Raw genomic sequence first — 24,909 nt, forward strand, 5'->3', positions numbered from 1 at the left:
AAAACAGCCCCCATAAACCGCTACTCTTGCAATTCCAAAGCCGCTCTCTGCCTCAATCAACATGCCACATCAACGGCTTGCGGATAGTTCACGGTCGACCAACCATACCGCGAGCCATTCCGCGGCATGATGTGGGGAGAAACGCCCCCAAAAAGGCTCCCTTAGCCCACAATAAATTGGAGCAGCAAAGGCCGTCATTTCATGCTAAATGGCTGTTGTAGCTTACCAAAGCGAGGACACAAAGTGAGGAGTTACGCTATGCGGAAGATGATTATTGCCATGGTCGCGGTGATCGCGGTCAGCGGCTGCACCAGCACCGAGCAGGATGTGGTTGGCGGCGGCTTGATTGGCGCGGGCATCGGCGGCCTGGTCGGCGGCGGCAAGGGCGCGCTGATTGGCGCGGCTGTCGGCGCCGGGTCTGGCCTGTTGGTTCGCAGGCTGCAGAACGGTTATTGCCAGTATCGCGACCATCGCGGCCGAATCTACACGGCCCGCTGCAACTGATGCGACAACCGACATAGTGTCGATCCGGAGACCGATCTTGCGGTCTCCGGATTTGCGCGGTGAGCGTCTTGCCTGTGTTGCGCCGGCTAACTTTCAGCCCGTCAATGGAATTCTGATTTCCACCTTCAGGCCTTCGGCCTGAAAATCGCGCTTGATCGTGCCGCGCAGCTCGCGCGTGACATTGAGGTCGATCAGCTTCGTGCCAAATCCGGTCTGCGCGGGCGCCTCGATCGTCGTGTTTCCGCTCTCCCGCCAGTTCAGCACCAGGATGCGGTCGCGGCCTCGCCCTTCGAGCGACCAATCGACCTTCAGCGCGCCATTGCCTCCAAGCGAATTGGCATTCTTGAGCGAATTGGCGGAATTGCCGGCTTCCCCGTATTTGAGCGCATTGGTCGCCAATTCGTGGAAGGTAAGGCCCAGCGCCTGCGTCGTGGTCTCGTCGAGCAGCACTTCGGGGCCCGACAAGAGCCCGTCCGGCAGTTCCTTGCCGAACACCTGGCCAAGCTCGATGCGCAACAGATCGGCGAGATCGGCCTTCTGCCAGCGCGAGCGCGTCAGCATGTCCTGGGAGGCCGCCATTGCCTGCAGCCTGGCCGAGAAAGACGAAGAAAACTCCTCGAAATCAGTGGCTCGCGACGCGGTCTGTCGCGCGATCGCCAGCACCCGCGTGATCGAATTCTTGATGCGATGCTTCATTTCCTGCAGCATCAGATCCTTTTCGAGCAAGCTCTTTTCCGTCGTCTCGTGCAAAGCCGACACTGCTTCGTAGGCCCTCTCTTGATAGCGCGCCACCAGTGCGATGGCGCCCGCCAGAAGCAGGCCGAACAGCCCGAGCATTACCGGGATGGCGCGCGACGACGGCTGCGAAAAGGCACTGGTCGGCCTGAACAGCACGTTCCAAGGGCGGCCGGCCACCGTGATCTTGCGGGTGACCAGCAGCCGGTTTCCGAAGGACGAAGCCGGCGGCGTCTCCGACCGGAACAGCAGGTTGTCGCCATTGATCGCGCCGTCATAGATTTCGGTGTTGACCGGCAGCAGCGGCGCGCGGCTGAGAGCGATCTGGAACAGATCCCGAGCCCGAAAGGCTGCATAAAGAAAGCCCGCGGTCGAGGATCGCGATGCATTGATGACCTCCGGCGCGGTTTCGATATTCAGCCGCACGAACACGAAGAAGCCGGTGAAGGTCTGCGCGGCGCCGGTGCCCTGGCCCAACTGCACCAGCCCGCTCGCGTGCTGCTGGTCGTCGGACATCGCCTTTTCGATCGCCTCGCGCCGCACCGGTTCGCTGAACATATCGTAGCCGATGCTGGCCTGGTTGGACGGATCCAACGGTTCGAAAAGCACGATCGGCGTGCGCCAGGGCTGCGTCGTATCCGGATAGACCGGACGGCTGGCGCCCTGGTCGCGGAGGATGTCGCGTTCGACCGCCGCCTCGTCGCCCGTCTTGACGAGCCGCAGGAACCCGATGCCGCGCAGGCCGGCGAAATTATTGTCGACATTCAGCGCGCTGAAGAATGCGTTGAACTCGTTCTGGGAGATGTCGCCGTTGCGGGCGTCGAACAGCGCCTGGGTCGACCGCAGCAGCGACAGATGCAGGTCGATACGGCTCTCGATCCGGTTGAGCGCGTCGTCAGCCGTCGCCTCGAACTTGATACGGGCGGCTTCCTGCGTCGCGAAATAGGCGAACCCCGCCATGGTCATGCTGATCAGCGCAACGGCGATGAACGCGACGATTGGAAAAAATTTCTTCAACGGATCGTGTAGCCCTTGAGCATCGGACCTTTATGGGCAACTCGCGGGGCCAAGACAATGGCACGGCCAAGCCATCGTGCCAGCTGGCACATCACATGCCCGGCAACCGGGCATGTCAGATCGCCTTCGCCGGCCGTCAACAGGCTCAGGCGGCGATCTTCAACGCGCCCGGACCGGGAATGGCACCGGGAGGACATTTGCCCAGGATGATCATGCCGAGTACCTCGTCCTGGGTCACATCAGTGGTGCGCGCCGTGCCGACGACCTGGCCGTTTTTCATCACGCAGACGCGGTCGGCCAGTTCGAACACATCGTGGATATCGTGGCTGATCAGGAAGATGCCGATGCCGTCGGACTTGAGCTGTCTGACCAGTTCGCCGACCTGCGCCGTTTCCTGCGGACCGAGAGCCGCCGTCGGCTCGTCCATGATCAGGATGCGGGCGTTGAACAGGATCGCGCGTGCGATCGCCACCGACTGCCGCTGCCCACCCGACAGTTTGATCACCGGCTCCTTGAAGCGCTGGAAGCGGGGATTGAGCCGGCCCATCACCTTGCGCGCCTCGGCCTCCATCGCAACGTCGTCAAGCGTGCCCCAGGCGGTCATCAGCTCGCGGCCGAGAAACAGGTTGGCGGCGGCATCGACATTGTCCGCCAGCGCCAGCGTTTGGTAGATCGTCTCGATGCCGTGTTTCTTGGCATCGCGCGGGTTGGAGATCGTTGCTTCTTCGCCATTGACGAAGATCTGCCCTGCGTCGCGCTTGTAGGCGCCGGACAGGATCTTGATCAGGGTCGACTTGCCGGCGCCGTTGTGGCCGAGCAGCGCCACGACCTCGCCGGGAAACAGATCGATCGAGGCGTCGTCGACCGCGCGAATGCCGCCGAACGCGATCGAGATGTTGCGCATGTCGATCAGCGCGGAGGCAGCAGGAGCAGTGTTGTCAGTCATGGCGGTGTTCACTTTTTGGATCATGCTCAGACGCGCTTTCGATAGACGGTATCGAGCCAGACGGCGATGACCAGCACGGCGCCGACGACGATGCTCTGCAGCGGCGAGTCGACGCCGAGCAGCACCATGCCCGATTGCAGCGATTGCATCAGCAGCGCGCCGAGCATGGCGCCGATGATCGTTCCCGAGCCGCCGGCAAGCGACGTGCCGCCGATGACGGCGGCCGCGATGACCAGCAGTTCGTCGAGCGTCCCGAGCGCATTTGTGGCCGAATTCTGCCGGGCCGACGAGATCGCGGCGGCGATCGTGGCCAACACCCCCATGATCATGAACACCTTCATGGTGATCCAGCGCGTGTTGATGCCGGCGAGATTGGCGGCTTCCGGGTTGCCGCCGATGGCAAAGACATAGCGGCCGAAACGGGTGCGTTTGGTGATGAAGGTCATGACCAGCCCGACGGCGATCGCCATCAGCACCGGTATGGCGATGCCATGGGCAATGAACAGGCCGCCCTCGGGCACGGTGATGTTGTTGGCGGCCGCGTATCGGTTCACGATGCCGACAGGCCAGGGATAGGAGTTGGCCAGCCACACGGCTCCCATGATGACGGCGCAGGTGACCGCGCCGAGCAGCGTCTCGGCCCAGATCGGACGCAGCGGAAAACGAAACCGCTTGCGCTGCACCCGTCCATTGAACAGCGCAAACACCACGCCAAGGCAAGCGACGATCCCGACGACCCAGCTCCATGTCGCGCCGATCGATCCCGCCGGTCCACCGCCCATCAACTGGAAGGTGGCATTGAGCGGGGCCACGGTCTGGCCGCTGGTGATCCACCAGGCGGCACCGCGCCAGACCAGCAGGCCGCCAAGCGTCACGATGAAGGCCGGCACTTCGAGATAGGCGATGATGAAACCCTGAAAAGCGCCGATCAGCAAGCCGAGCGCCAGGCCTATGACCAGCGCCAGAACCCATATCCACGGATTGCCGAGTTCGAGCCCGACAAACCGCACCAGGAAATGCACTTGCGCAAAGCCCATCACCATGCCGATCAAGCCCTCGGCGGAGCCGACGGACAGGTCGATATTGCGCATGACGATCACCAGCACCATGCCGCAGGCCATGATGGCGACTGCGGATGTCTGCACCGACAGGTTCCACAGATTGCGCGGCGTGAGAAAGGTACGACTGTCGAAATCGAACGGATTGACGCCGAGGCGCAGGCTGGAAATGACGTGCAGCCCGATCCAGATGACCAGCAGCGCGCCGATCATGCCGAGCATGCGGGTATCGATCTCGGTCGCCTTCAGGAACCGGGCGACCGCGCCGAGTTCCGACGCGCGCGCGGTGTCGGTCTGCGGGGTGGTGGACGTGATGTCGGTCATGATTTCCTCGCACCGGCTGGCCGTCTGACGCGGATACCGAAACCCAGCCTAGAAGCTATCCGCCTGATGCGGAAAAACAAATCTTTTTGAGAAAACGCCGCGGCTTGGGGCCGCGGCGTTGAGAATGCAGGAAGAGGCCAGCCCTCTAGTTGCAGGCCGCGACGCTGCCGGCGGCGACACCCGCGCAGACCTCGTCCTTCTTGATCCAGCCGGCGTCGATCACGAGGCTGAGATTGTCCTTGGTGATGGCAACCGGAGTCAGGAACAGCGACTTGACGGTGTTGCCGCCCGGCGTCGTAAAGTCCTTGGCGCCGGCGATATCTGCCGTCTTCTTGCCGTCGGCCAGCTGCGAGGCGATCTCGGCGGCGGTCTTGCCGAGCTCGCGAGCATCTTTCCACACCGACACGGTCTGCGTGCCGAGCGCGATGCGGTTCAGCGCGGCATGGTCGCCGTCCTGGCCCGAGACCGGCACGGTGCCGGCAAGACCTTGCGCCGTCAGCGCCGCGACGACGCCGCCGGCGGTGCCGTCATTGGCCGCGACCACGGCGTCGACCTTGTTGTCGTTGGCGGTCAGGAACTGTTCCATGTTCTTCTGGGCGTTGGCGGGCAGCCAGCCGTCCGTGTAAGCCTCGCCGACATTCTTGATCTTGCCGCTGTCGATAGCCTCCTTGAGCACTTCCATCGAGCCCGAGAACAGGAAATCGGCATTCGGATCGGAACCCGAGCCCTTGATGAAGACATAATTGCCTTCCGGCTTGGCCTTGAACACTTCGCGGGCCTGCATGCGGCCGACTTCCTTGTTGTCGAAGGTCAGGTAGAAGACGTCCTTGTTCTCGATCAACCGGTCATAGCCGACGACCGGAATGCCTTCGTCCAGCGCCTTCTGCACCGCCGGGCCGATGGCCGAGGCATCCTGCGCCAGGATGATCAGCGAGTTGGCGCCCTGCGAGATCAGGCTCTCGACATCGGTGAGCTGCTTGCCGGGATTGGACTGCGCGTCGGCGGAGATGTACTTGTCGCCGGCTGCCTCAATCGCCGTTTTCATGGCGGCTTCGTCGGTCTTCCAGCGCTCTTCCTGGAAGTTGGACCACGAAACGCCGATGACCTTGTCTTTCGCCTGGGCGACCGACGCGAGCGTCAGCGACATGGCGACACCCGCCAGGATGGCGGCTGTGAATCTTTTCATATTATCCTCCCTGCGCCGCGTAAGGCGCGACCAAACTGACCCGAAGGCCGGCACAGAGGCTCTATTTTTTCGAGCCCCGAAAAAACACTGGTCCATCCCCGGAACGCTGTCAACATCGATTCTGATGGATTTTGATGTCCTCTCGAATTTTTTTCGAGCCCCGAATAAATAATGACAGCACCGCATGCTTCTGCCAGTATTTGCCCACGTTGCCGGCAGCGTTCGAGGGACAGGAAGAACCACGGCGACAGGGAGGATATGAGAGAAGCATGTCGGTCGGAATCCGTCACGACGATTTGCGTCGGCGCAACCGGGCGATGGTGATCGCGGCCGTACGCCGTGCCAGCCAGCCCTCGCGCACCGAGATCGCCGCGACCACCGGCCTCAGCCACTCGACCATATCGGCGATTTCCTCCGACCTCATCGGCGAAGGCATCCTGACCGAGGGCAAGCCGAGCGAGACGGGCTCGCTGAAACGCGGGCGCCCACAGGTCGGCCTCGGCCTCAACCCGGAGGCGGCGGCGGTGATGACCGTGGTGCTGTCGCTGAACTTCCTGTCCGTCGCCGTCATCGACTATGCCGGCCAGGTGATCGCCGAGGAGCAGCGCCGGCTGGACACGCTGACCATGGCGCGCGGGGCGCTGATCGGCGAATGCGTCGCCATCGTGCGGCGCCGGATCGAGGACCCCGACCTCGACGTCCGGCGCGTCGCCCGCATCGCGCTGGCGATCCAGGGCATCACCGACACCGATGCGCGGTCCATGCTGTGGTCGCCGATCACGCCGCAGACCGATATCGCCTTCGCCGACATACTCGAGGCCGAGTTCGGCATTCCCGCCACCACGGAGAATGACTGCAACATGATGGCGGTGGCGCTGCGCTGGCGCGATCCCCAGCGCTATCGCGACGACTTCATAGCCATCCTGCTTTCCCACGGCATCGGCATGGGCCTGGTGCTGAAAGGCGAACTGTTCACCGGCACCCATTCCTCGGGCGGCGAGTTCGGCCACATGATCCATTGGCCGGGCGGCGCCCTCTGCCGCTGCGGACGGCGCGGCTGCGTCGAGGCCTATGCCGGCAATTATGCGATCTGGCGCAATGCGAGGCAGCTTGGCGAGGACACCGAACCGGTCGACGTCAGCGACGCCGACATGCGTACGCTGGCGGCTTCGGCGCGCGAAAAAGACGGACCGGAGCGCGAGGCCTATCGCAAGGCCGGCGAGGCGCTCGGCTATGGCCTCGGCAGCCTGTTCGCGCTGATCGACCCGGCGCCTGTCGCCATGGTCGGCGTCAGCGCCGCCGCCTTCGACCTGATCGAGCCGGCACTGCGCGAGGCCATCGCCCAGACCGCCGGCGGCCAGCACTCGGAATCGATTTCCTTCGACACCGAGCCCAACGAACTGCCGCTGATCAGGGAAGGTTGCGCCATGCGCGCGCTGACCTTCGTCGACCAGGAGATTTTCGCGCCTGGCGTGCAGGCGAGAACTGGCACTGGAAAGAACGTAGCCTGAGTGGCGTCCGCCGTCGATGCCGCAGACCATCGTCGACTTTGGATATTGCCGAAGTCGTCCCAATGTCGTCATCCTAGGGCGGAGCAAGGAGCGCAGCGACGCGGCGCAGACCCGAGGATCCTGCGACCGTAGTCGTGGAGTGCAGGGGAGCAGAATTCTGCATCGTGGCAGCACTCCGAAGTCGCGGCATGGATCCTCGGGTCTGCGCTGCGTCGCTACGCTCCTTGCTACGCCCGTGGATGACGAAGTGACTGCCGTTTTCGGCTAGTCGCAAAACCTCCGAGACCCGCCTTCGGAAGCCCAATCTGACGGAACTTCCGCGCCAAAGACCTAATCTTCCCTGATCGCGTAGCCGGCGCCGCGAATGGTGCGGATGACATCGGGCATGCGGCCATTGTTGACCGCCTTGCGCAGCCGGCCGACATGCACGTCCACCGTGCGTTCGTCGATGTAGATCGTCTCGCCCCAGACATTGTCGAGCAGTTGGCTGCGCGAGAACACGCGGCCGGGATGGCGCATCATGAATTCGAGCAGGCGGAATTCGGTCGGCCCGAGCCGGATCTCGCTTTTCTTGCGATAGACCCGGTGCGATTCGCGGTCGAGCACGATGTCGCCGACCTTGAGCACGCTGGACAGCACCTCCGGCTTGGCGCGGCGCAGCAGCGCCTTGACCCGGGCCATGAATTCCGGCGTCGAGAACGGCTTGACCAGATAGTCGTCGGCCCCGGTGGAAAGGCCGCGCACGCGGTCGCTTTCCTCGCCGCGCGCCGTCAGCATGATGATCGGCAATCGCTCGGTCTCGGCGCGCATTCGCAGGCGCCGGCAGAGTTCGATGCCGGAAACCGCCGGCACCATCCAGTCGAGCACCAGAAGGTCCGGCACGTTTTCCTGCAGCCGGATCTCGGCTTCGTCGCCGCGCGTCACCACCTCGACCTGGTAACCCTCGGATTCCAGATTGTAGCGGAGCAGCACGCCTAACGGCTCCTCGTCCTCCACCACCATGATGCGCGGCGCGATCATCGCCCGGTCACCCCGCCGTCAGGCCGCCGGCGCCGACATCGCCGTTTCGTCCTGCTTCGGGCGATTGGCGGGCAGTTGCGTACCGGTCAGGACATAATAGGCATTTTCGGCGATGTTGGTCACATGGTCGCCGATGCGTTCCAGATTCTTGGCGCAGAACAACAGATGCGTGCAAGCGGTGATGTTGCGCGGATCTTCCATCATGTAGGTCAGCAGTTCGCGGAACACCGAGGTGTATTTGACGTCGATGCGCTCGTCGTTGGCCCGCAGCGTCGTCAGCGCGGCGGCATCGCGCGCCGCATATTCCTCGATCACGCCCTGCACCTGGATCAGCACCAACTGCGCCATCGCGTCGATGGAATGCGACAGGTCGCGCGGCGTGGCGGCGAGGCCGACCGTGCCGACGCGCTTGGCGATGTTCTTGGCAAGATCGCCGATGCGTTCGAGGTCGCCGGCCATGCGGATCGAGCCGACGACGTGACGCAGGTCGTCGGCCATCGGTTGACGCTTGGCGATCAGCGTGATGGCGCGGTCGTCGAGCTCGCGCTGGCGCGCATCCATGATCGCGTCATCGGAGACGACGCGTTGCGCGAGAGCGTTGTCGGTGTTCAGCAGCGCTTTGGTGGCGCCGCCGACCATCGAACTGGCGAGGTCGCCCATGTCGCTGATCAGCCTGCTGATCTGCCCTAGATCCTCGTCGAAGGCTGCGACTGTGTGTTCGGCCATGACCTTGTCCTCGTGTCTGTAAATTCGCCCGGACTGCTCAACCGAACCGGCCGGTGATATAGTCCTGGGTGCGCTTGTCGTCGGGAGTGGTGAACATCTTGTCGGTAGCGCCCTCCTCGACCAGATAGCCGAGATGGAACATCGCCGTGCGCTGCGACACACGCGCTGCCTGCTGCATCGAGTGGGTGACGATGACGATCGTGTAGTTCTGGCGCAATTCGTCGATAAGTTCCTCGACGCGCGCGGTGGCGATCGGGTCAAGCGCCGAGCAGGGCTCGTCCATAAGGATCACCTCTGGCGAAACCGCGATGGCGCGCGCAATGCACAGGCGCTGTTGCTGGCCGCCGGAAAGACCGGTGCCCGGCTCTTGCAGGCGATCCTTCACCTCGTTCCAGATCGCCGCCTTTTTCAGGCTCGATTCGACAATCTGGTCCATGTCGGCCTTGCCCTTGGCCAAGCCGTGGATGCGTGGACCGTAAGCGACGTTCTCGTATATCGACTTCGGGAACGGATTGGGCTTCTGGAACACCATGCCGACGCGAGCTCTGAGTTCGACGACGTCGATGTTTTTGTCGTAGATGTCCTCGTCGTCCAACGTGATCCTGCCGGTTACCCGCGCCGAGTCTATGGTGTCGTTCATGCGGTTGAGGCAACGCAGGAAGGTGGATTTGCCGCAGCCGGAGGGGCCGATCAGCGCCGTCACCTGGTTCTGGCGGACGTCGAGATTGACGTCGAACAGCGCCTGCTTCTCGCCGTAGAACACGCCGACCTTGTCGCCGCGCATCTTGATCACTTCGTTCGACTTGGCGCTCATCTTGTCGCCCACCGCGTTTTCGAGGGACTGTTCGGTCATGATGTTCATACCAGATGCCTTCTTTTACCAGCGCCGTTCGAAGCGGCGCCGCAGCACGATCGCTGTGATGTTCATGGCCATGAGGAAGACGAGCAGGATGATGATGGCACCCGACATGCGCTCGACGAAGGCGCGCTCGGCCTCGTTGGCCCACATGTAGATCTGCACCGGCAGCGCCGTGGCCGGATCGAAAGGCGTCTTCGGATAGTCGGCGACGAAGGCGACCATGCCGATCAGCAGCAGCGGCGCGGTTTCGCCGAGCGCCCGCGCCAGGCCGATGATGGTGCCGGTGAGGATGCCGGGGGCGGCAAGCGGCAGGATGTGCTGAAACACCATCTGCATCTTGGACGCGCCAAGGCCGAGCGCCGCCGAGCGGATCGATGGCGGCACGGCGGCCAAAGCGGCCCGCGTGGCTATGATGATCGTCGGCAGCGTCATCAGCGTCAACACCAGGCCGCCGACGAAAGCGGCCGAGCGCGGCATGCCGAGGAAATTGATGAACACAGCGAGTCCAAGCAGGCCGAAGACGATCGACGGCACCGCCGCCAGATTGTTGATGTTGACTTCGATCAGGTCGGTGAGACGGTTCTTTTTGGCGAATTCCTCAAGATAGATCGAAGCCGCGACGCCGATCGGCAGCGCCAAGAGCAGCACGATCACCATCATGTAGAACGAGCCTATGATCGCCACGCCCATGCCCGAGGTTTCCGGGCGGCTGGAGGCGCCATAGGAGAACAAACCGGTGTTGAAATGCTCGGCCATCAAGCCCTCGGCCTTGAGCTTGTTCATCCACGCAATCTGCTGGTCCGACACCTTGCGGCGCGCTTCGTCGACACCGAGATCGATCTGGCCTTTGAAGGCGGAGTCGAGATTGGCGGCGGCGAGGATATCGACGTTCCGCGTCGTGCCGATGACCGACGGGTCGGCGGCGACGATGTCGCGCAGCTGGACGCGGGCACCCTCCGACAGGAACCCCTTGAGCTTCATGACCATCGGCTTGTTGGCGGGATCGATGCCGAGCTTGGCGATCAGCGCGTTGTCCGCAAGCTTGGGATAGTTTGCCTTGATCAGCACGCTCGAATCGGTGGCGCGCTTATTGGAGGGATCGATCACCTTCTCGTCGAAGCTGATCGGCAGCGTCACCGTCGTCTGCCAGAAGGCGGTGTAGCCCTTGGAGACGATGGTGACGAGCATGATGGCGAGGAACGCCAGGCCGACCGAGATCGCCAGCACGCCATAGATGCGGAAGCGGCGTTCCGCTGCGTAGCGGGCCTTCAGACCGATGTCGCGGCGCGGATGAGCTGCCGCCGGGACCACAGAACCCATGGGGATGTCGGTCATTCGTACTGCTCCCGGTATTTGCGCACGATGTAGAGCGCGACGATGTTCATCACCAGCGTCAGCGCGAACAGCGTAAGGCCGAGCGCAAAGGCGACCAGCGTCTGCGGCGAGTTGAACTCGAGGTCGCCGGTCAGCTGGTTGACGATCTTGACGGTGATGGTGGTCATCGCCTCGAATGGGTTGATGGTGAGATTGGCGGCAACGCCGGCGGCCAGCACGACGATCATCGTCTCGCCGATAGCACGCGAAGCGGTCAGCAAGATGGCGCCGACGATGCCCGGAAGTGCGGCCGGAAGGATCACCCGCTTGATCGTCTCGGAGCGCGTCGCCCCGAGGCCGAGCGAGCCGTCGCGCATGGCGCGCGGCACCGCGGTGATGATGTCGTCGGACAGCGAGGACACGACCGGGATCAACATGACGCCCATGACCAGGCCGGCGGTGAAGATACTCTGGCCCTGGATGAAGGGGGAGCCGCCGGTCAGCGCTGCCGAGAGATCGCGCAGGAATGGTCCAAGCGTGACCACGGCGAAGATGCCGTAGACGATGGTCGGGATGCCGGCGAGCAGTTCAAGCGCCGGCTTTACCACTGAGCGGACCTTGGGCGTTGCGTATTCGGCCATATAGACCGCGGACATCAGCCCGACCGGCACTGCCACCAGCAGCGCGACGGCAGCGATGTAGAGCGTGCCGGCCAGAAGCGGGATCAGGCCGAATTGGCCCTGGTTTCCGCCCGAACCCGCTGCGGCAAAGCGCGGGTCCCATACGGTGCCGAAGAAGAAGCTCATCGGCGACACGCTTTCGAAGAACTGGATCGTCTGGAACAGCATCGAAAGCACGATGCCGACCGTGGTCAGAATGGCGATGGTCGAGGCGGCGAGCAGCCCCCACAGCATCAGTCTCTCCACATTGTTCCTGGCGCGCGCCCGCGGCGCGATCTGCCTCAGCGCATAGAAGGCGCCGGCAATCGACAAAGCCAGGATTACGGCCGCACCGAACAGTCCAAGCCTGTCCTGGACCTTGTTCGCCTCGATGGCGATCGGGATCATGTAGTCCTGGGTGTCTGTCGCGAGCGCCACGCCCTTGGCGGCAAGCAGCGGCTGCAGTTCGGCAAAGCTTGCGGGCAAAACGGTGTTGCCATCGAGCTTGCGCAAGCCCTTGGACAGGCTCTTCACCAGGCTGACATCAAGTGCCTCGCTGGCAACCTTGCTGTCGGCGGTGCGCTCGGGCAGGACGGCGTGAATGTGCCGGTCGAGATAGAATGAAGAGCCGACGTTCCAGACGGCAAGCAGCAGAAGGGCGGGAAGGACGGCGAGCAGGAAGGCCCACCAACCGTGGTAATGGGCGCGCGAGTGCGGCTTCACGGTGCCATTGTCATGCGCCGCGGCGCGCTGGCGGCCGAGCAGGAAGGCGACCACGCCGATGGCGATCACAATGGCGAGTACGAGCAAGGACGACATGGACCGACCCCCGGGGAAATATAGTCGCCAGGCCTATCGCGGCAGGCGACAAGACCAGGGCGCGGACGTGGCCCGCGCCCTGGTCTGGAAGATTGATTACATCGATTTTCCGGTGGTGAACGCATCGCGCTGGGCCTGACGCTCGGCGTCCGGAGCAGCCACCAGGCCGTATTCGGCAAGCGGGCCTTCCGGGCCGACCATCTGGTCGTCGAGGAAGAATTCGACATATTCCTTCAGGCCCGGGACGACGCCGAGATGCGCCTTCTTCACGTAGAAGAACAGCGGGCGCGAAACCGGATACTTGCCGCTGGCGATCGTCTCGGTCGAAGGCACGATGCCTTCCACGGTGGCGACCTTCAGCTTGTCGGCATTGTTCTCGTAGAAGGAGAGGCCGAACACGCCAACGCCGGTCTTGTTGGAAGCGATCCGAGCGAGGGTCTCGGTGTAGTCACCGTCGATGTCGACAGCCTTGCCGTCCTTGCGGATGGCGACGCAGGTCTTGCCGATTTCCTTCTCGTCGCTGACGCCGGTGGCCTTGATGGCGGCCTTGTCGCAGCCGGCGTCGAGAAGCTTGGCCTCGAACACTTCGCGGGTGCCGTGCTTCTCACCGGGAATGTAGGCGGCGATATCCCAATCGGGCAGCTTCGGATTGACCTGGCTCCACTTGGTGTTCGGATTGTCGACCAGCTTGCCGTCGACGACCAGCTTGGCGGCGAGCGCCTTGTAGATGTCGGCGGGAACCAGGGCCCAGTCCGGACCCTTGATGTCGGTGGCGAAGACGATGCCGTCATAGCCGATGCGGACTTCCTGGACTTCCTTGACACCAGCGTCGGCGCAGGACTTCAGCTCGTCCTTCTTGATCGGGCGCGAGGAGTTGGCGATGTCGATGGTGTCTTCGCCCACGCCCTTGCAGAATTCCTTGATGCCGGCGCCGCTGCCGCCGGACTCGACCACCGGGGTCTTGAAGTTGGTAAAGGTTTCGCCGAACTGCTCGGCGACGATCTTGGCATAAGGTAGCACGGTCGACGACCCGGCGATCTGAATCTGGTCGCGCGCGGCGGCGAAGCCGGACGACGCGGCGAGCGCAAGCGCCCCGGCCGACGCCGTAAGGAGGAATTTCTTCATGTGGCCTGCTCCTGTTCGGAAGATGGTCTCTCGGCGCCATTTCTTGCCGGCGCCCGCTGAGGCCAATAGCTTTCGATTATAACAGTCGCATGACAGTTTGATGTCAGCCCGGTAACGCGTCGCCGGCACGGGTAAATCCGGGAGCCCCTGGCATCGACGGCAAGATCCTGGATTGTCCCCGGAATCAGCGGCTTGCACAGCTTTTGCGCAGCGACCGCAACGGATTCGACAGGATTGGATTCAGGCAAAAAAATCCGGACGGGAGCGCGTCGCTCGCAGCCAGAGGGTGTCTGGCCGGGCCATCGCCGAAAACAGGTCCGTTGGGGTAGATTGACGCTGTTTCATGCCGGCGGTCGCTGCTCCCGCCCGTAACTGGAAGAGCGGAATCGATGTCGTCATTGTCCCGGCTGGACGGTGCCTTTGATATGGTGCGATCGCACCATATCCTTGCACGTGGCCGCGGCAGCGAATCCTGGCTGATTCTCTCTGCTCGCCCGCGGATGCCGCGGTCAGGCCGACGCGGTGCTATCCGGCGTTGCGCTGGACCTGGCGGCCAGCGCCTACCCAGCGCTCGACCTTCTCGAGCAGGGCCCTGGGACTGATCGGCTTGGGCAGATAATCGTCCATGCCCGCCTCCAGGCACCGTTCGCGATCGCCCTTGAGGGCATGCGCGGTGACGCCGACGATCGGCACATGCGTGCCGGTCTCCTGCTCCAGCCGGCGGATCGCGGCGGTCGCCTCGAGCCCGTTCATCTCCGGCATGGAGACATCCATCAGGATCATGCACGGGTTGAGCCTGCCAAAGGCGTCGAGCGCCTTGCGGCCGTTGCCGACGATCTCGAAACCATAGCCGGTCTCGCCAAGGATCTGGGTGAAGACCATCTGGTTCACCTCATTGTCCTCGGCCACCAGGATATCCAGCCTGTGCTCGCCGCCACCCGTGGCGGGCAGCCGGGGGCGAACCGCGGGGGGTTGCAGCATCGCGCGTTGTTCGGATGATGCCGGTGCTGCTGGCTCAGGAGTACCGGCGCCTCGCCCGTCGGCTGCCGGCGGCTGTGCATGGTTGGCCGTGGTGTGGCGATGCCGCTGGACGGTGGCGACCAGCGTTTCCAGCAGCACCGAGGACCGCGCCGGCTTGATCAGCTGGGCATCGATGCCGAGATCACGGTAGCTGGTGTTGGCGAGCGACTGGTCGACCGAGGTCAGCATGATGATCGGCGTGTCGGCGAGCCCGGCGGTGTTGCGCACGACGCGCGCCATCTCGGCGCCGCTCATGCCAGGCATCTGGTAGTCGAGCACGACGCAGTCGACCGGCACTCCATAGGCGGCGGCGGCGATCAGCACCTTGAGCCCCTCGGCGCCGCTTTCGGCCGCGCAGGAATCAAAGGTCCATGAAGTCATCTGCTCGCTCAGGATGGCCCGGTTGACGGCATTGTCGTCGACGATCAGCACGCGCGCGCCGGTCACGTCCACCGGCGTGATGCGCTGGCCGTTCAGCTGTCCTGCCCTTGGCAGCGTCACCGTGAACCAGAAGGTCGAGCCCTTGCCCTCGGCGCTCTCGACGCCGATGTCCCCGCCCATCAGTTCGACCAGTCGCGAGGTGATGGCGAGGCCAAGCCCGGTACCCTCGTGCCGCCTTGTCGAGGAGGTGTCGACCTGGCTGAACTTCTCGAACACCTGTTTCAGTTTTCCCTCGGGGATTCCTATGCCGGTGTCGGTGACCGAGATCGTCAGGCTGGTCCCTGCCGGAACCCGTTCGCCGGTCACGTCGACCAGCACATGGCCTTCCTCGGTGAACTTGACCGCATTGCCGAGCAGGTTGGTGACGATCTGCCTGATGCGGCCGACATCGCCTATGAACAGGCTTTCAAGCCCCGGTTCGATGCGCACGATGAGTTCGAGATCCTTCTCCTTGGCGCGTGTCGACACCAGCGTCGCCACGTCCTCGATCGCCTCGGCGAGGTTGAACGGCGCCGGATCGAGCACCAGCTGCCCGGCATCGATCTTGGAGAAATCCAGGATATCGTTGATGATGGTCAAAAGCGCGTTGCCCGATTTGACGATGATGTCGGTGAACGTCTTCTGTTTCGGATCGAGATTGGATTTGGCCAGGAGTTCGGCCATGCCGAGCACGCCGTTCATCGGCGTGCGGATCTCGTGGCTCATATTGGCCAGGAATTCCGATTTGGCGCGGTCGGCGAGCACGGCGCGCTGGCGGGCCTCGCCGAGTTCCGCCTCGCGTTGCTTAAGCTCCGTGATGTCGGTGGTCGAACCGATCAGGTAGAGCGAACCGTCGGACGCGATCATCGCGCCCTTGCGCGCGAACTGATGCCTGACAGTTCCGTCCGGAAGGGTTACCGTCTCCTCGATCTCCTGGGTGTCGCCGGTGCGCAGCACGGCGAGATCACTGGCCACGAAGGCCTCGCCATCCGGCCCGAAGATCTCGACGTCGGTCCTGCCGATTGCGTCTTGCTTGCTGAAGCCGGTGAGATCGCACCAACCCTTGTTGACGTAGAATTGCCTGAGATCGGACCGCTTGGCGTAAATCGACACCGGAACGTTGTCGATCAGGCTGCGGAACACCTCGTTCTCGCGCATGCTTTCTTCCAGCGCCCGCTCGCGCGCCTTGACGTCGGTGATGTCGGTGCTGGAGCCGACCAGATGCACCGATCCGTCTGTCGCCACCAGGCGGCTCTTGCGCGTCATCAACTGCCGCACCGATCCGTCGCGATGGGTGACGGGCTCCTCGATCTCGCGGCCCTTGCCGGTGGTCACGACCTCGGCGTCGTCCTGGCTGTAGTTTTCCGCATCGTCCGTGCCGAACAGCTGGCGATCGGTCCGGCCGATGACGTCTTCCTTGGCGATGCCGGTCAGTGCGCACCAGGCCTTGTTGACGAATTCGATGCTCAGATCCTGCGCCTTGATGAAGGCCGCCACAGGCAACTCGTCCATGACGTGACGGAACAGGTCGATCTGGCGCATGCTGTCGCGCAGCGCCGCCTCACGGCTCTTGATCTCGGAGATATCGACACGCACGCCGATGAACGTGCCGTCGTCGGTACGCATGTCGTAGACCTGGTACCAGCGGCCGTCCGGATTGTGGCGCTCGAAGGACGAATAGGGCAGATGATAGCGGGCAAGCATGCCGTCCAGCCATCGCTCGCGATCGCCGTCGTAAAGTCGATCGACCTGCGGATCGCCGCTCGAGCGGAAATAGCCGACCGAATGGCCGAGCGTGAGCGCGTCGCGCAAGGAACGGCCGGCCTGCCATGCCGGCTTCAACGCCGGCAGCGTGTCCTGGATCTTATGGTTGGCGAAGACGAAATTGTCGTCGCGATCGTAGATGATCACGGCCGCCGGCAGCGATTCCAGCACGCTGGCGAGGTGTTTGCGCGCTTCCTGCGCCTCGGTCTCGCGCCGCTTCATGTCGGAAATGTCGAACAGGAAACCGGCGACGTAGTTGCGGCCGCTTGCCATGCCGACACGGTTCTTCCGGACGATGCGTGAACGGCTGGCGCCGTCGGCCTCGAAACTTTCTTCCACTTCGTAGAGCCGTCCGCTCGCAAGCACCTCCCGTTCGCTGCTTTCGAAGAGGGCGACCTCGGCCGGCGCGAGGAAATCGCCGCCTGGCTTGCCGAGCATGGCTTGCCGCGTCTGGCCAAACAGGGCCGCGAACGCCTCGTTGGCGAAGACGAAGCGCAGATTGTCGTCCTTGACGAAGATCGGATCCTTGACGCCGTTGATCACGGCTTCCGCCAGCCGCGCCTTTTCCAACGCTTCGGCAAGCTCTGCCTCGCGGTCCTTCATGTCGGTGACATCGACATAGGAGATCAGCCGCTTGCCGCCTGCCAGCGGCGCTAGCGACGCTATGAGCGTGCGCCCGTCATTGCGCGGCAATTGCCTGGAGCCCGCCACGCCGGCCCTGATTTCGGCTTCGCGCTCGGCCATATGGCTCTGCCATGCGATGTCGTCGGCTCCATGGGGATCGATGTCGCGACTGGCCTGCATCAGCTCGCGAAAATCGCAGCCGATCCCGGCGTGGCGGGGATCGATCTTCCAGAACTCGTGGAAGGCGCGGTTGATCACTTCCGCGCGCATGTCCGCATCGAGGACAAGGACGCCGATCGGCATTGAATCGACCATCGTGCGAAGATTGGCGAAGGTCTCGGTGATCTTGGCGTTGGCGCTCTCGATCTCGGCATCGCGGCGCTTGAGCTCGCTGACGTCGTAATAGGTCAACAGCCGCCTGCCCCCGGACAGCGCCGTCACCGAGAACATCATCGTCCTGCCATTGGCCTGGACAAACTCGCGTGGCGCCACGGAGCCGGCGCGTATCTCCTCGATGCGGCTGGCGAGGTAACGCTGCCATTGCTGTTCGTCGAGGTCGCCGTAGATGCCATTGCGGCGGTTGAGTTCCATCAACAGGCTGAACGGCGCGCCGGCGGTGACAGAGCCGTCCGCGATCCTGGAGAGGTCGCGATAGGCCTTGTTGACGATCAGCGTGTCGAGCCGGGCATCCAGTAGCACGACCCCCATGTGCATGGCATCCATCGTCCGCTCGAGATCGGCGAGATGCTGTTCGCCGGTGTCGTCATCGGGCAAATCGTTCTGCCCGAGATCCTCGAACGCGCCGGCAAGCGCCGTGACGTTGCGGCCTATGCCGCGATAGCCCGTGAATTTCCCTTCATCGTCGAACCGAGGAAAGCCTGAAGTCAGAACCCAGCGACAGTCGGCGCGCCCGCCGTTCAGTTCGTAAACGAAGTCGCGAAACGGCCGGTGCGCCTGCAGATCCTCCAGATGCGCTGCGGCGCTGCGGCTGCCTTTCAGGACCTGATTGAGGAAATCGAAGCGAAACCGGCCAAGCACATCAGCCGGATCAATGCCCGTGGCCGCCTGGTAGGTCTGCGAAAGCCAGGAAAAGCGCAGCTCGGCGTCGGTCTCCCAGATCCAGTCCGAGCCGGCCTCGACAAGCTGTCGAAGCACATCAGGCGAATGCATGTCCCGAGCGAACGGTGCCGCGTCGCCGTCATGCGCCGCCACCTTGCGGGGACCACTTGTGCTCCGCGCACCGATTACTTCGTCCGCTTCCGCCATGCCATCCCCACCCCGAAAACCAGGCCGAACCCTCCCTCCGCGGTTCGTCGGCGGAATGTGCCCGAGAAGCATTAACGATCCGCTAACCTTAACGGCCATATCGGCCTGTTGCGCCTGCGTTATTCAGGGCTCCGAACTCAGGTTGGCAAAGAGGCCTACCAACATCGGCGGTGCCGGCACCTTTTTGTGCCGGGCAACTTTTTGTGCCGGGCAACTTTTCATGATAGGAATTTTTTCTTGACAGGGTGAGTGCAGCTATGGTAGATATCTACCTATGGTGCAGATTTGCGCCAATGACCCGCCGCACCGGCGGGTTTTTCGTTTGATGCTTCTCAACCAACACGCAGGCGAACGCTCCGGAGGAACCCGTTAATCGGATTCGTTGCCCTGTTGCGTTATTGCGCCCGGTTGTCGGCTGCATCGAAGCCGCGTTATAACCCACGCAGGGGTGTTGCTGATGTCTGGACGGATGGTGCCTTTCTTCCTGGGTGTGACGCTGCTTTTAGGCAGCGGCTGCTCGCGCAGCTACGACGGCACTGTCATCATCCCGCGGCCGCTCGACGTCAGGCGTTTCTGGGATCGGCCGCCGCCCAATATCGAGTACGGACAGGTGCCAGCCGTCAACGGCGCCTTCCCGGTGGCCCCGCAACCGGAAAGACGCGTTTCGGAGCGCAGAACCACTGGACCGGCCGCGCCGAGACGGCACTTGACCAAGCGTTCCTCCCCGCCTCCCCCGTCCTCCGGCGCGGAGAAACAACTGGCATGCAGGAACGTCAGCGAACCCGGCAAAAGGGTTCGCATGGTCTGCGATTGAAGCAACTTCAGGGGCAGTGTGAAACCGTTTCCCGTCCCGAATGACTTTTAAGGCGAGCCGCTCGGCCTTTTCGGTGAAAATCGTTCAGCCGGTCCGCAAAGCCTGTCGATCATTCGGCGGGGAAGAACGCCGGACCCACCACGCGCACCGGCCGCTTGCTCTAGTTTGATATAGCCGCGCCTGTAAAATCTATATTGCATTTTCATTTCAAGATTGAGACGACACGGCAAACAACGCGCCAGATCTGCGCCCGCAGCGCCAGTGGGCAGGGGCGCAAGGATCAATCCGCCGTTACCCGCATCCGGCGCTGAAACCTTTGCCTGGCCCGCGGCGTTGAATGGCAAAGGAGAACGCGGATGTCGATCCACTTCACGGTATCGGAACTGAGAAGAAATCTCTTTCATTCCCTCGGACTGGATCACCAGCGCGTGCCAAGGCGGCTCAATCCCGAGCAAAGCTTGCTGCTGGAATGCTATCTGGCCGGGCAGATTCCGGAATCGGCCTGGAACGACTACGTCTTCGAGACACCCGATCTGGCGCGGCATGCCGAAGCACGGCGCATGAAGCACTGACCGTTGGGGCAATCCTGGACAGGGCCTGGCGGAGGCCGAAGCCTGCGCCCATTGCCATCCTGTGGCGAGCGATCGGTGGGAGCTACTGTTTGGGAGACACGAACTGCAATGTGAACACGTTGCCGGCAATCCCTTGTGCCAGCGTTGGCGAAAGCGTCAGGGGCGTGCAGTTCTTCACTGCCGCGCTTGCCGCGTCGATGAACGACTTTCGCGCCTTGTCGTCGCCGGCCACCTTGGCGGCGGTAGGCCGGGGCGGGCCGAGTAGCGTGCCGTCCCGCTTGAAGCTGAAGCTCAGCGTCACACTGGAATTTCCGGCATCCGCCGGGGGCGTCCAGCACGCCTGAATCGCCGCCCCGACTTCGTCCATGGTGTTGAGCGGGGCAGCTACCAATGGGTGGATGACACCCGCCGACATCATGCCCGCAATCGCCAGTCTGGCAACGCCTTTCATTGCAAGCCCTCATCCTCGCTTCCAACGGCGAATCCGTGATGGACCACTGAAATGGATGGTAGGGCCAACGTCGGCAATGACAATATCTCCCGGCAAAAAGTTGGCCTCGAAGCGCTGATGCTGGACGCATCGCGTGCGGCCGTCACGCCTATCTCGGCGATGACGTCAAAAAGCAAAAAGGCCGGCATTGCGCCGACCTTTCCTTTCGCCTCGACATCGCGCCAGTACATCCGTGGTCGCGGCCGAGAGCGAATTGCCTCCAATAGACAGGCTAATGGTAAACGAAATCTAAATGCGCGCGTAGTCCAAGCACGATGACGAGAAATCCGATCTTGCTAAAGGCCGACAGGGTGGCACCTCATGTCTATGCGACCGCTCTGAGCGCAGCTTCCGCCAGTGTTCCCAAACCGGCACATTCTGCGCAGACGACGCTCGTCCCCGGACAACCAATCCGATGGGTTCCTTGCGGGCAGCAATGCCCGTATGACGCGTGCCATCTCGAGCACTCGAAAACCTTGCCGCCGCCGTGGCAGCGCGGACATACCGTGTTCACCGAAGTCATTTCTACTTTTCATCCGACCCAAAATCCGCGCTGCGGCGCGGGGTACCCCGCGCCGCAAGTAACAGGAATTGCTGCGCTTTCAACCGTCATGGCCTGACTTAAATTGGGTGCATTCGCGCATTCGAGATGGTCGGGCTTTTCGCAGACACGCCGATCCTCTCGCACGCAGTTAGATGCGCGCAGTCAAAAGGGAGCTCCGGAGAAGAGTGCTTGAACGCTGTTTGACATTTGGGGAGCAACGACCGAGCCGCTGTTTCATTGGTACGCCCAAGGGGAATCGAACCCCTGTTCCCGCCGTGAGAGGGCGGTGTCCTGACCGCTAGACGATGGGCGCGCTCAAGAACGGGCGATATAGGCTGACGGCTGGGAAAAAGCAACTGGGGTTCGGCGAGCTTTGCCACATCGCGCAAAAGTCGGCCGCAGGCTTACCGCTTCGGCTCGACCAGGTCCCAGAGATTGCCGTGGAGATCGGCGAAAACCGCCACTGTGCCGTAGGGCTCGAAGCGCGGCGCCTCGCGGAATTCGACGCCCTTCTCCAGCATCGCCGCATGGTCGCGGGCAAAGTCGTCGGTTTCGAGGAACAGAAACACCCGGCCCCCGGTCTGGTTGCCGATACTTTTCGTTTGCGTCTCGTTGGCAGCCTCGGCCAGAAGCAGCCTGGCCCCGTGCCCCCTGGCCGGCGCGACCGTGACCCAGCGCTTGCCGCCACCGAGATCGACGTCCTCGATGAGCAGAAAGCCCAGCCGCCCGACATACCAGGCAATAGCCTCGTCATAGTTGGCGACGACCAGCGCAACGGTCGCCACCCGGCGCTGTTCGGTGAACCCGCCCACTTGTTGCGGCACGCTCATTTGTTGCGGATCGCAAACTGCCCGATCAGCCTGCGCTCCGCGATATCGTAGATGAAGATCGTCCGGCTGCCGTCGGCGAGCTCGGCGTCGATGGAGACGCGGTTTCCCGACAGCGATTGGCTGACCACCTTGGAGCCGACCGGCAGCACGATGTCTCCGCTGGCCGGCTCGCCGGCGGGCGTCTGGATGTCACCAGCCAGCGGCGGGTTCGCCGGGGGCACCTTGCGTGATTTGTAGACAATCGCCGCGATCACCACCATAAGGGCCAATAGCAGCAGGCCGAGATTGATGGCCATGAAGCGGATGAGCTTGCCGCGCACCTTTTCGATCTCGGGTTCGAGCGGCTTTTCCCTGCCTTCAACGACTTGATCTTCCTCGGCGGTTGGGCTGGCCATGGCAAATATTCCGGAACGGTTTTTCGATGAGCGCTCATAGCGAAGAGGCCCCTGAATTGATAGAGGACCAATTCAGCGGGCCCCCAACCGTGCTGGTTGCGGGCGCGGATGCGGCCGGTCAGCGCCTCGACCAATGGCTGGCCGCCCAGTTTGCCCCCGATCTTTCGCGCAGCCGCGTGCAGATGCTGATCAGGCAGGGCGCGGTTTTGATCGACGGCAAGCCTGTCGTCGAGACCAAGCGCAAGATGATGCCGGGCGAAAGCGTGTCGATCGCCATGCCGGAGCCCGAGCCGGCCGAGCCGCAGGGTGAGAACATTGCGCTCGATGTGCTCTATGAAGACGACGAGTTGATCGTCATCAACAAGCCGGCCGGACTTGTCGTGCATCCCGGCGCCGGCAACTGGACCGGCACGCTGGTCAACGCGCTGATCCATCATTGCGGCGACAGTCTTTCAGGCATAGGCGGCGTGCGCCGGCCAGGCATCGTGCACCGCCTCGACAAGGAGACCAGCGGCGTCATGGTGGTGGCCAAGACCGACCGCGCCCATAAGGCGTTGTCGGAAGCTTTCGCCGATCACGGCCTGACCGGCGATCTCGAACGCGCCTATCTGGCGCTGGTCTGGGGCATACCGCAAAGACCGACTGGTACGGTCGAAGCGCCGCTCGGGCGCGCCGCCGACCGCGTGCGCCGCGCTGTCGTGCCGGAAGGGCGCGGCGACGCTCGCCATGCCGTCACCCATTTTGCCGTGCAGGAGCGCTTCGGCGGGGAACAGCGGGAATTCGCCGCCGCCAGCCTCGTCGAATGCCGGTTGGAGACCGGCCGCACCCACCAGATCCGCGTCCATATGGCCCATATCGGGCACCCAGTGATCGGCGACCCTGATTATGGCCAGGCGTTCCGCACCAAGGCCAACCGGCTGCCGGAACCGCTGAGAAGCCAGGTGAAGGCATTTCCCCGACAAGCTTTGCATGCCTGGCTCCTTGAATTTCGCCACCCCACTACCCATTTAACGATGAGGTTCGAGGCGGCGATCCCGAGGGACATGGAGGAACTTGTCGGCGGCTTTCGTAAACTCTGAACCTGACACCAGGGAAGCTTCAGCACAGCCATCAAAAAACCTGACCCGCGTTGTTCACTTCAGCGTGACACACTGTTTCGCGTTGAACAAAAGCTGTCGTTTCTGGTTTTGTTCCTGTATACACCCGATGTCGCGGGCGAGCCGTTTGGTGCTCGCGTCACATGCCCGCCGCGTTTCGGGGGCATCACTCCAATAGAGAGGGGGCGCTATCATGGCCCAGTCACTACCCAGTATCGTTTCCGGCGAAGGCGGCCTCAGCCGCTACCTGGAAGAAATTCGTCGCTTTCCCATGCTTCAGCCGCAGGAGGAGTACATGCTCGCCAAGCGTTATGCCGAGCATGAGGACACGTCCGCCGCGCACAAGCTCGTCACCAGCCATCTCAGGCTCGTCGCAAAGATCGCCATGGGCTATCGCGGTTACGGCCTGCCGATCGGCGAAGTGATCTCGGAAGGCAATGTCGGCCTGATGCAGGCTGTCAAGAAATTCGAACCCGAGCGTGGCTTCCGTCTCGCGACCTATGCCATGTGGTGGATCAAGGCCTCGATCCAGGAATATATCCTGCGCTCGTGGAGCCTGGTCAAGATGGGCACGACCGCCAACCAGAAGCGTCTGTTCTTCAACCTGCGCAAGGTGAAGGGCAAGATTCAGGCGCTGGACGACGGCGATCTCAAGCCCGAACAGATCGCCGAGATCGCTACGAGGCTGAACGTTTCGGAAGCCGAAGTGGTGTCGATGAACCGCCGCCTGTCGGGCGATGCCTCGCTCAACGCCCCGATCCGGGCAACGGAAGGCGAGTCCGGCGAATGGCAGGACTGGCTGGTCGACGACCACGAAAGCCAGGAAGAGATGCTTATCGAGCAGGACGAGCTGGAAAACCGGCGCGGCATGCTGTCAGGCGCTCTTGCCGTGCTCAACGAGCGCGAGCGGCGCATCTTCGAGGCCCGTCGCCTCGCCGACGAGCCGCTGACGCTGGAAGAGCTGTCGGCCGAGTTCGACATCAGCCGCGAGCGCGTGCGCCAGATCGAGGTGCGCGCCTTCGAGAAGGTGCAGGACGCGGTCAAGGCCGCCGCCAAGCGCCAGACCCAGGCGCTGCGCACCATCGAGGCACAACCGGCGGCGTAAAGCCGGGTTTGGCGATAGGATACAACGGCGGCGTCAGGAAACTGGCGCCGCCGTTTCCTTTTGTGGGTCGCAATCGGATGCGGACAGTTGCACGGTTGCTGTTCAGCGCTTTTCCCAACGATGTCAGTGCGGCACTGACATCCAGGAAAGTAGAATGCCGTCTGC

21 protein-coding genes and 1 tRNA gene are annotated in these 24,909 nt (G+C 63.0%); 7 read left to right on the plus strand and 15 right to left on the minus strand.

All coding sequences use genetic code 11. The features are described 5' to 3' along the window. The first annotated feature begins 258 nt into the window (after nt 1–258). Complete coding sequence (locus NKI49_RS25545; protein WP_027023447.1) at nt 259–504, plus strand: YMGG-like glycine zipper-containing protein; 246 nt, start codon at nt 259–261, stop codon at nt 502–504. A gap of 93 nt (nt 505–597) precedes the next feature. Here NKI49_RS25545 and NKI49_RS25550 read toward each other — a convergent pair whose 3' ends face one another. From NKI49_RS25550 to xylF, 4 genes are all read right to left on the minus strand, one after another. Next, nucleotides 598–2,256 carry a CHASE domain-containing protein gene (locus NKI49_RS25550; RefSeq protein WP_352600168.1) on the minus strand — a complete coding sequence of 553 codons (1,659 nt, stop codon included), beginning with the start codon at nt 2,254–2,256 and terminating at the stop codon, nt 598–600. Nucleotides 2,257–2,401: 145 nt separating this feature from the next. Further along, nucleotides 2,402–3,202 (minus strand): ATP-binding cassette domain-containing protein, encoded by an 801-nt coding sequence (locus NKI49_RS25555; RefSeq protein WP_352600170.1) that lies wholly within the window; start codon nt 3,200–3,202, stop codon nt 2,402–2,404. A gap of 26 nt (nt 3,203–3,228) precedes the next feature. Further along, nucleotides 3,229–4,584: a sugar ABC transporter permease gene (locus tag NKI49_RS25560; protein ID WP_352600172.1), complete on the minus strand. Its 1,356-nt coding sequence runs from the start codon at nt 4,582–4,584 to the stop codon at nt 3,229–3,231. A 145-nt stretch (nt 4,585–4,729) separates the two neighbouring features. Continuing rightward, entirely contained in the window at nt 4,730–5,770 is a 1,041-nt protein-coding gene (xylF, locus tag NKI49_RS25565) for a D-xylose ABC transporter substrate-binding protein (protein ID WP_352600174.1), read from the minus strand. Nucleotides 5,771–6,039: 269 nt separating this feature from the next. Here xylF and NKI49_RS25570 point away from each other — a divergent pair, with 269 nt between their 5' ends. After that, nucleotides 6,040–7,281, plus strand: a complete 1,242-nt coding sequence (locus tag NKI49_RS25570) for an ROK family protein (RefSeq protein WP_352600176.1) — start codon at nt 6,040–6,042, stop codon at nt 7,279–7,281. A 330-nt stretch (nt 7,282–7,611) separates the two neighbouring features. On the opposite strand, the gene phoB is transcribed toward NKI49_RS25570, so the two are convergent. From phoB to NKI49_RS25605, 7 genes are all read right to left on the minus strand, one after another. Then, the gene (gene phoB / locus NKI49_RS25575) at nt 7,612–8,301 is read right to left on the minus strand and encodes a phosphate regulon transcriptional regulator PhoB (protein ID WP_032918995.1); all 690 of its coding nucleotides are present in this window, start codon (nt 8,299–8,301) and stop codon (nt 7,612–7,614) included. An 18-nt stretch (nt 8,302–8,319) separates the two neighbouring features. Next, complete coding sequence (gene phoU / locus NKI49_RS25580; protein WP_352600179.1) at nt 8,320–9,027, minus strand: phosphate signaling complex protein PhoU; 708 nt, start codon at nt 9,025–9,027, stop codon at nt 8,320–8,322. A 37-nt stretch (nt 9,028–9,064) separates the two neighbouring features. Further along, a complete protein-coding gene (pstB, locus tag NKI49_RS25585) occupies nt 9,065–9,889 on the minus strand; it encodes a phosphate ABC transporter ATP-binding protein PstB (RefSeq protein WP_352600181.1) in 825 nt (274 codons plus the stop codon). A gap of 15 nt (nt 9,890–9,904) precedes the next feature. Further along, nucleotides 9,905–11,221, minus strand: coding sequence for a phosphate ABC transporter permease PstA (gene pstA, locus NKI49_RS25590; protein ID WP_352600183.1), 1,317 nt, complete (start codon nt 11,219–11,221; stop codon nt 9,905–9,907). Continuing rightward, nucleotides 11,218–12,678 (minus strand): phosphate ABC transporter permease subunit PstC, encoded by a 1,461-nt coding sequence (pstC, locus tag NKI49_RS25595; RefSeq protein ID WP_352600185.1) that lies wholly within the window; start codon nt 12,676–12,678, stop codon nt 11,218–11,220. The genes pstA and pstC overlap by 4 nt, the downstream gene beginning before the upstream one ends. 96 nt (nt 12,679–12,774) lie before the next feature. Next, entirely contained in the window at nt 12,775–13,803 is a 1,029-nt protein-coding gene (locus tag NKI49_RS25600) for a substrate-binding domain-containing protein (RefSeq protein ID WP_352600187.1), read from the minus strand. A 525-nt stretch (nt 13,804–14,328) separates the two neighbouring features. Next, nucleotides 14,329–18,897: a PAS domain-containing protein gene (locus NKI49_RS25605; protein ID WP_352600190.1), complete on the minus strand. Its 4,569-nt coding sequence runs from the start codon at nt 18,895–18,897 to the stop codon at nt 14,329–14,331. Nucleotides 18,898–19,354: 457 nt separating this feature from the next. Here NKI49_RS25605 and NKI49_RS25610 point away from each other — a divergent pair, with 457 nt between their 5' ends. Further along, entirely contained in the window at nt 19,355–19,711 is a 357-nt protein-coding gene (locus tag NKI49_RS25610; protein WP_352600192.1) for a hypothetical protein, read from the plus strand. Between the two features lie 356 nt (nt 19,712–20,067). After that, the gene (locus tag NKI49_RS25615) at nt 20,068–20,283 is read left to right on the plus strand and encodes a hypothetical protein (protein WP_352600194.1); all 216 of its coding nucleotides are present in this window, start codon (nt 20,068–20,070) and stop codon (nt 20,281–20,283) included. 82 nt (nt 20,284–20,365) lie between these two features. Here the strand turns inward: NKI49_RS25615 and tolA are convergent, their stop codons facing one another. After that, a complete protein-coding gene (gene tolA / locus NKI49_RS25620; protein WP_352600196.1) occupies nt 20,366–20,734 on the minus strand; it encodes a cell envelope integrity protein TolA in 369 nt (122 codons plus the stop codon). Nucleotides 20,735–20,785: 51 nt separating this feature from the next. Here tolA and NKI49_RS25625 point away from each other — a divergent pair, with 51 nt between their 5' ends. Then, a complete protein-coding gene (locus NKI49_RS25625) occupies nt 20,786–21,052 on the plus strand; it encodes a hypothetical protein (RefSeq protein WP_352600198.1) in 267 nt (88 codons plus the stop codon). Between the two features lie 503 nt (nt 21,053–21,555). On the opposite strand, the gene NKI49_RS25630 is transcribed toward NKI49_RS25625, so the two are convergent. From NKI49_RS25630 to NKI49_RS25640, 3 genes are all read right to left on the minus strand, one after another. Beyond that, nucleotides 21,556–21,630 (minus strand) — tRNA-Glu (locus NKI49_RS25630). 91 nt (nt 21,631–21,721) lie between these two features. After that, the gene (locus NKI49_RS25635; RefSeq protein WP_352600510.1) at nt 21,722–22,129 is read right to left on the minus strand and encodes a VOC family protein; all 408 of its coding nucleotides are present in this window, start codon (nt 22,127–22,129) and stop codon (nt 21,722–21,724) included. A 14-nt stretch (nt 22,130–22,143) separates the two neighbouring features. Beyond that, nucleotides 22,144–22,542: a fimbrial protein gene (locus tag NKI49_RS25640; protein WP_352600200.1), complete on the minus strand. Its 399-nt coding sequence runs from the start codon at nt 22,540–22,542 to the stop codon at nt 22,144–22,146. A gap of 26 nt (nt 22,543–22,568) precedes the next feature. Between NKI49_RS25640 and NKI49_RS25645 the strand changes: the two genes are divergently transcribed. Both NKI49_RS25645 and rpoH read left to right on the plus strand, forming a co-directional pair. After that, on the plus strand, nt 22,569–23,621 hold the full coding sequence (locus NKI49_RS25645; RefSeq protein WP_352600202.1) for an RluA family pseudouridine synthase: 1,053 nt from the start codon (nt 22,569–22,571) through the stop codon (nt 23,619–23,621). Nucleotides 23,622–23,832: 211 nt separating this feature from the next. After that, nucleotides 23,833–24,744, plus strand: a complete 912-nt coding sequence (rpoH, locus tag NKI49_RS25650) for an RNA polymerase sigma factor RpoH (protein ID WP_352600204.1) — start codon at nt 23,833–23,835, stop codon at nt 24,742–24,744. Nucleotides 24,745–24,909 lie beyond the last annotated feature (165 nt).

The sequence above is a fragment of the Mesorhizobium sp. M0587 genome, from assembly GCF_040320945.1.
Taxonomy (GTDB): domain Bacteria; phylum Pseudomonadota; class Alphaproteobacteria; order Rhizobiales; family Rhizobiaceae; genus Mesorhizobium.

Coding starts and splice junctions, on each gene's coding strand:
- tolA (WP_352600196.1), bottom strand. CDS start 20,734: ATGAAAGGCGTTGCCAGACTGGCGATTGCGGGCATGATGTCGGCGGGT.
- NKI49_RS25555 (WP_352600170.1), bottom strand. CDS start 3,202: ATGACTGACAACACTGCTCCTGCTGCCTCCGCGCTGATCGACATGCGC.
- pstB (WP_352600181.1), bottom strand. CDS start 9,889: ATGAACATCATGACCGAACAGTCCCTCGAAAACGCGGTGGGCGACAAG.
- NKI49_RS25640 (WP_352600200.1), bottom strand. CDS start 22,542: ATGGCCAGCCCAACCGCCGAGGAAGATCAAGTCGTTGAAGGCAGGGAA.
- NKI49_RS25610 (WP_352600192.1), top strand. CDS start 19,355: ATGTCTGGACGGATGGTGCCTTTCTTCCTGGGTGTGACGCTGCTTTTA.
- xylF (WP_352600174.1), bottom strand. CDS start 5,770: ATGAAAAGATTCACAGCCGCCATCCTGGCGGGTGTCGCCATGTCGCTG.
- NKI49_RS25605 (WP_352600190.1), bottom strand. CDS start 18,897: ATGGCGGAAGCGGACGAAGTAATCGGTGCGCGGAGCACAAGTGGTCCC.
- pstA (WP_352600183.1), bottom strand. CDS start 11,221: ATGACCGACATCCCCATGGGTTCTGTGGTCCCGGCGGCAGCTCATCCG.
- phoU (WP_352600179.1), bottom strand. CDS start 9,027: ATGGCCGAACACACAGTCGCAGCCTTCGACGAGGATCTAGGGCAGATC.
- rpoH (WP_352600204.1), top strand. CDS start 23,833: ATGGCCCAGTCACTACCCAGTATCGTTTCCGGCGAAGGCGGCCTCAGC.
- phoB (WP_032918995.1), bottom strand. CDS start 8,301: ATGATCGCGCCGCGCATCATGGTGGTGGAGGACGAGGAGCCGTTAGGC.
- pstC (WP_352600185.1), bottom strand. CDS start 12,678: ATGTCGTCCTTGCTCGTACTCGCCATTGTGATCGCCATCGGCGTGGTC.
- NKI49_RS25615 (WP_352600194.1), top strand. CDS start 20,068: ATGTCGATCCACTTCACGGTATCGGAACTGAGAAGAAATCTCTTTCAT.
- NKI49_RS25600 (WP_352600187.1), bottom strand. CDS start 13,803: ATGAAGAAATTCCTCCTTACGGCGTCGGCCGGGGCGCTTGCGCTCGCC.
- NKI49_RS25625 (WP_352600198.1), top strand. CDS start 20,786: ATGGATGGTAGGGCCAACGTCGGCAATGACAATATCTCCCGGCAAAAA.
- NKI49_RS25545 (WP_027023447.1), top strand. CDS start 259: ATGCGGAAGATGATTATTGCCATGGTCGCGGTGATCGCGGTCAGCGGC.
- NKI49_RS25570 (WP_352600176.1), top strand. CDS start 6,040: ATGTCGGTCGGAATCCGTCACGACGATTTGCGTCGGCGCAACCGGGCG.
- NKI49_RS25645 (WP_352600202.1), top strand. CDS start 22,569: ATGAGCGCTCATAGCGAAGAGGCCCCTGAATTGATAGAGGACCAATTC.
- NKI49_RS25560 (WP_352600172.1), bottom strand. CDS start 4,584: ATGACCGACATCACGTCCACCACCCCGCAGACCGACACCGCGCGCGCG.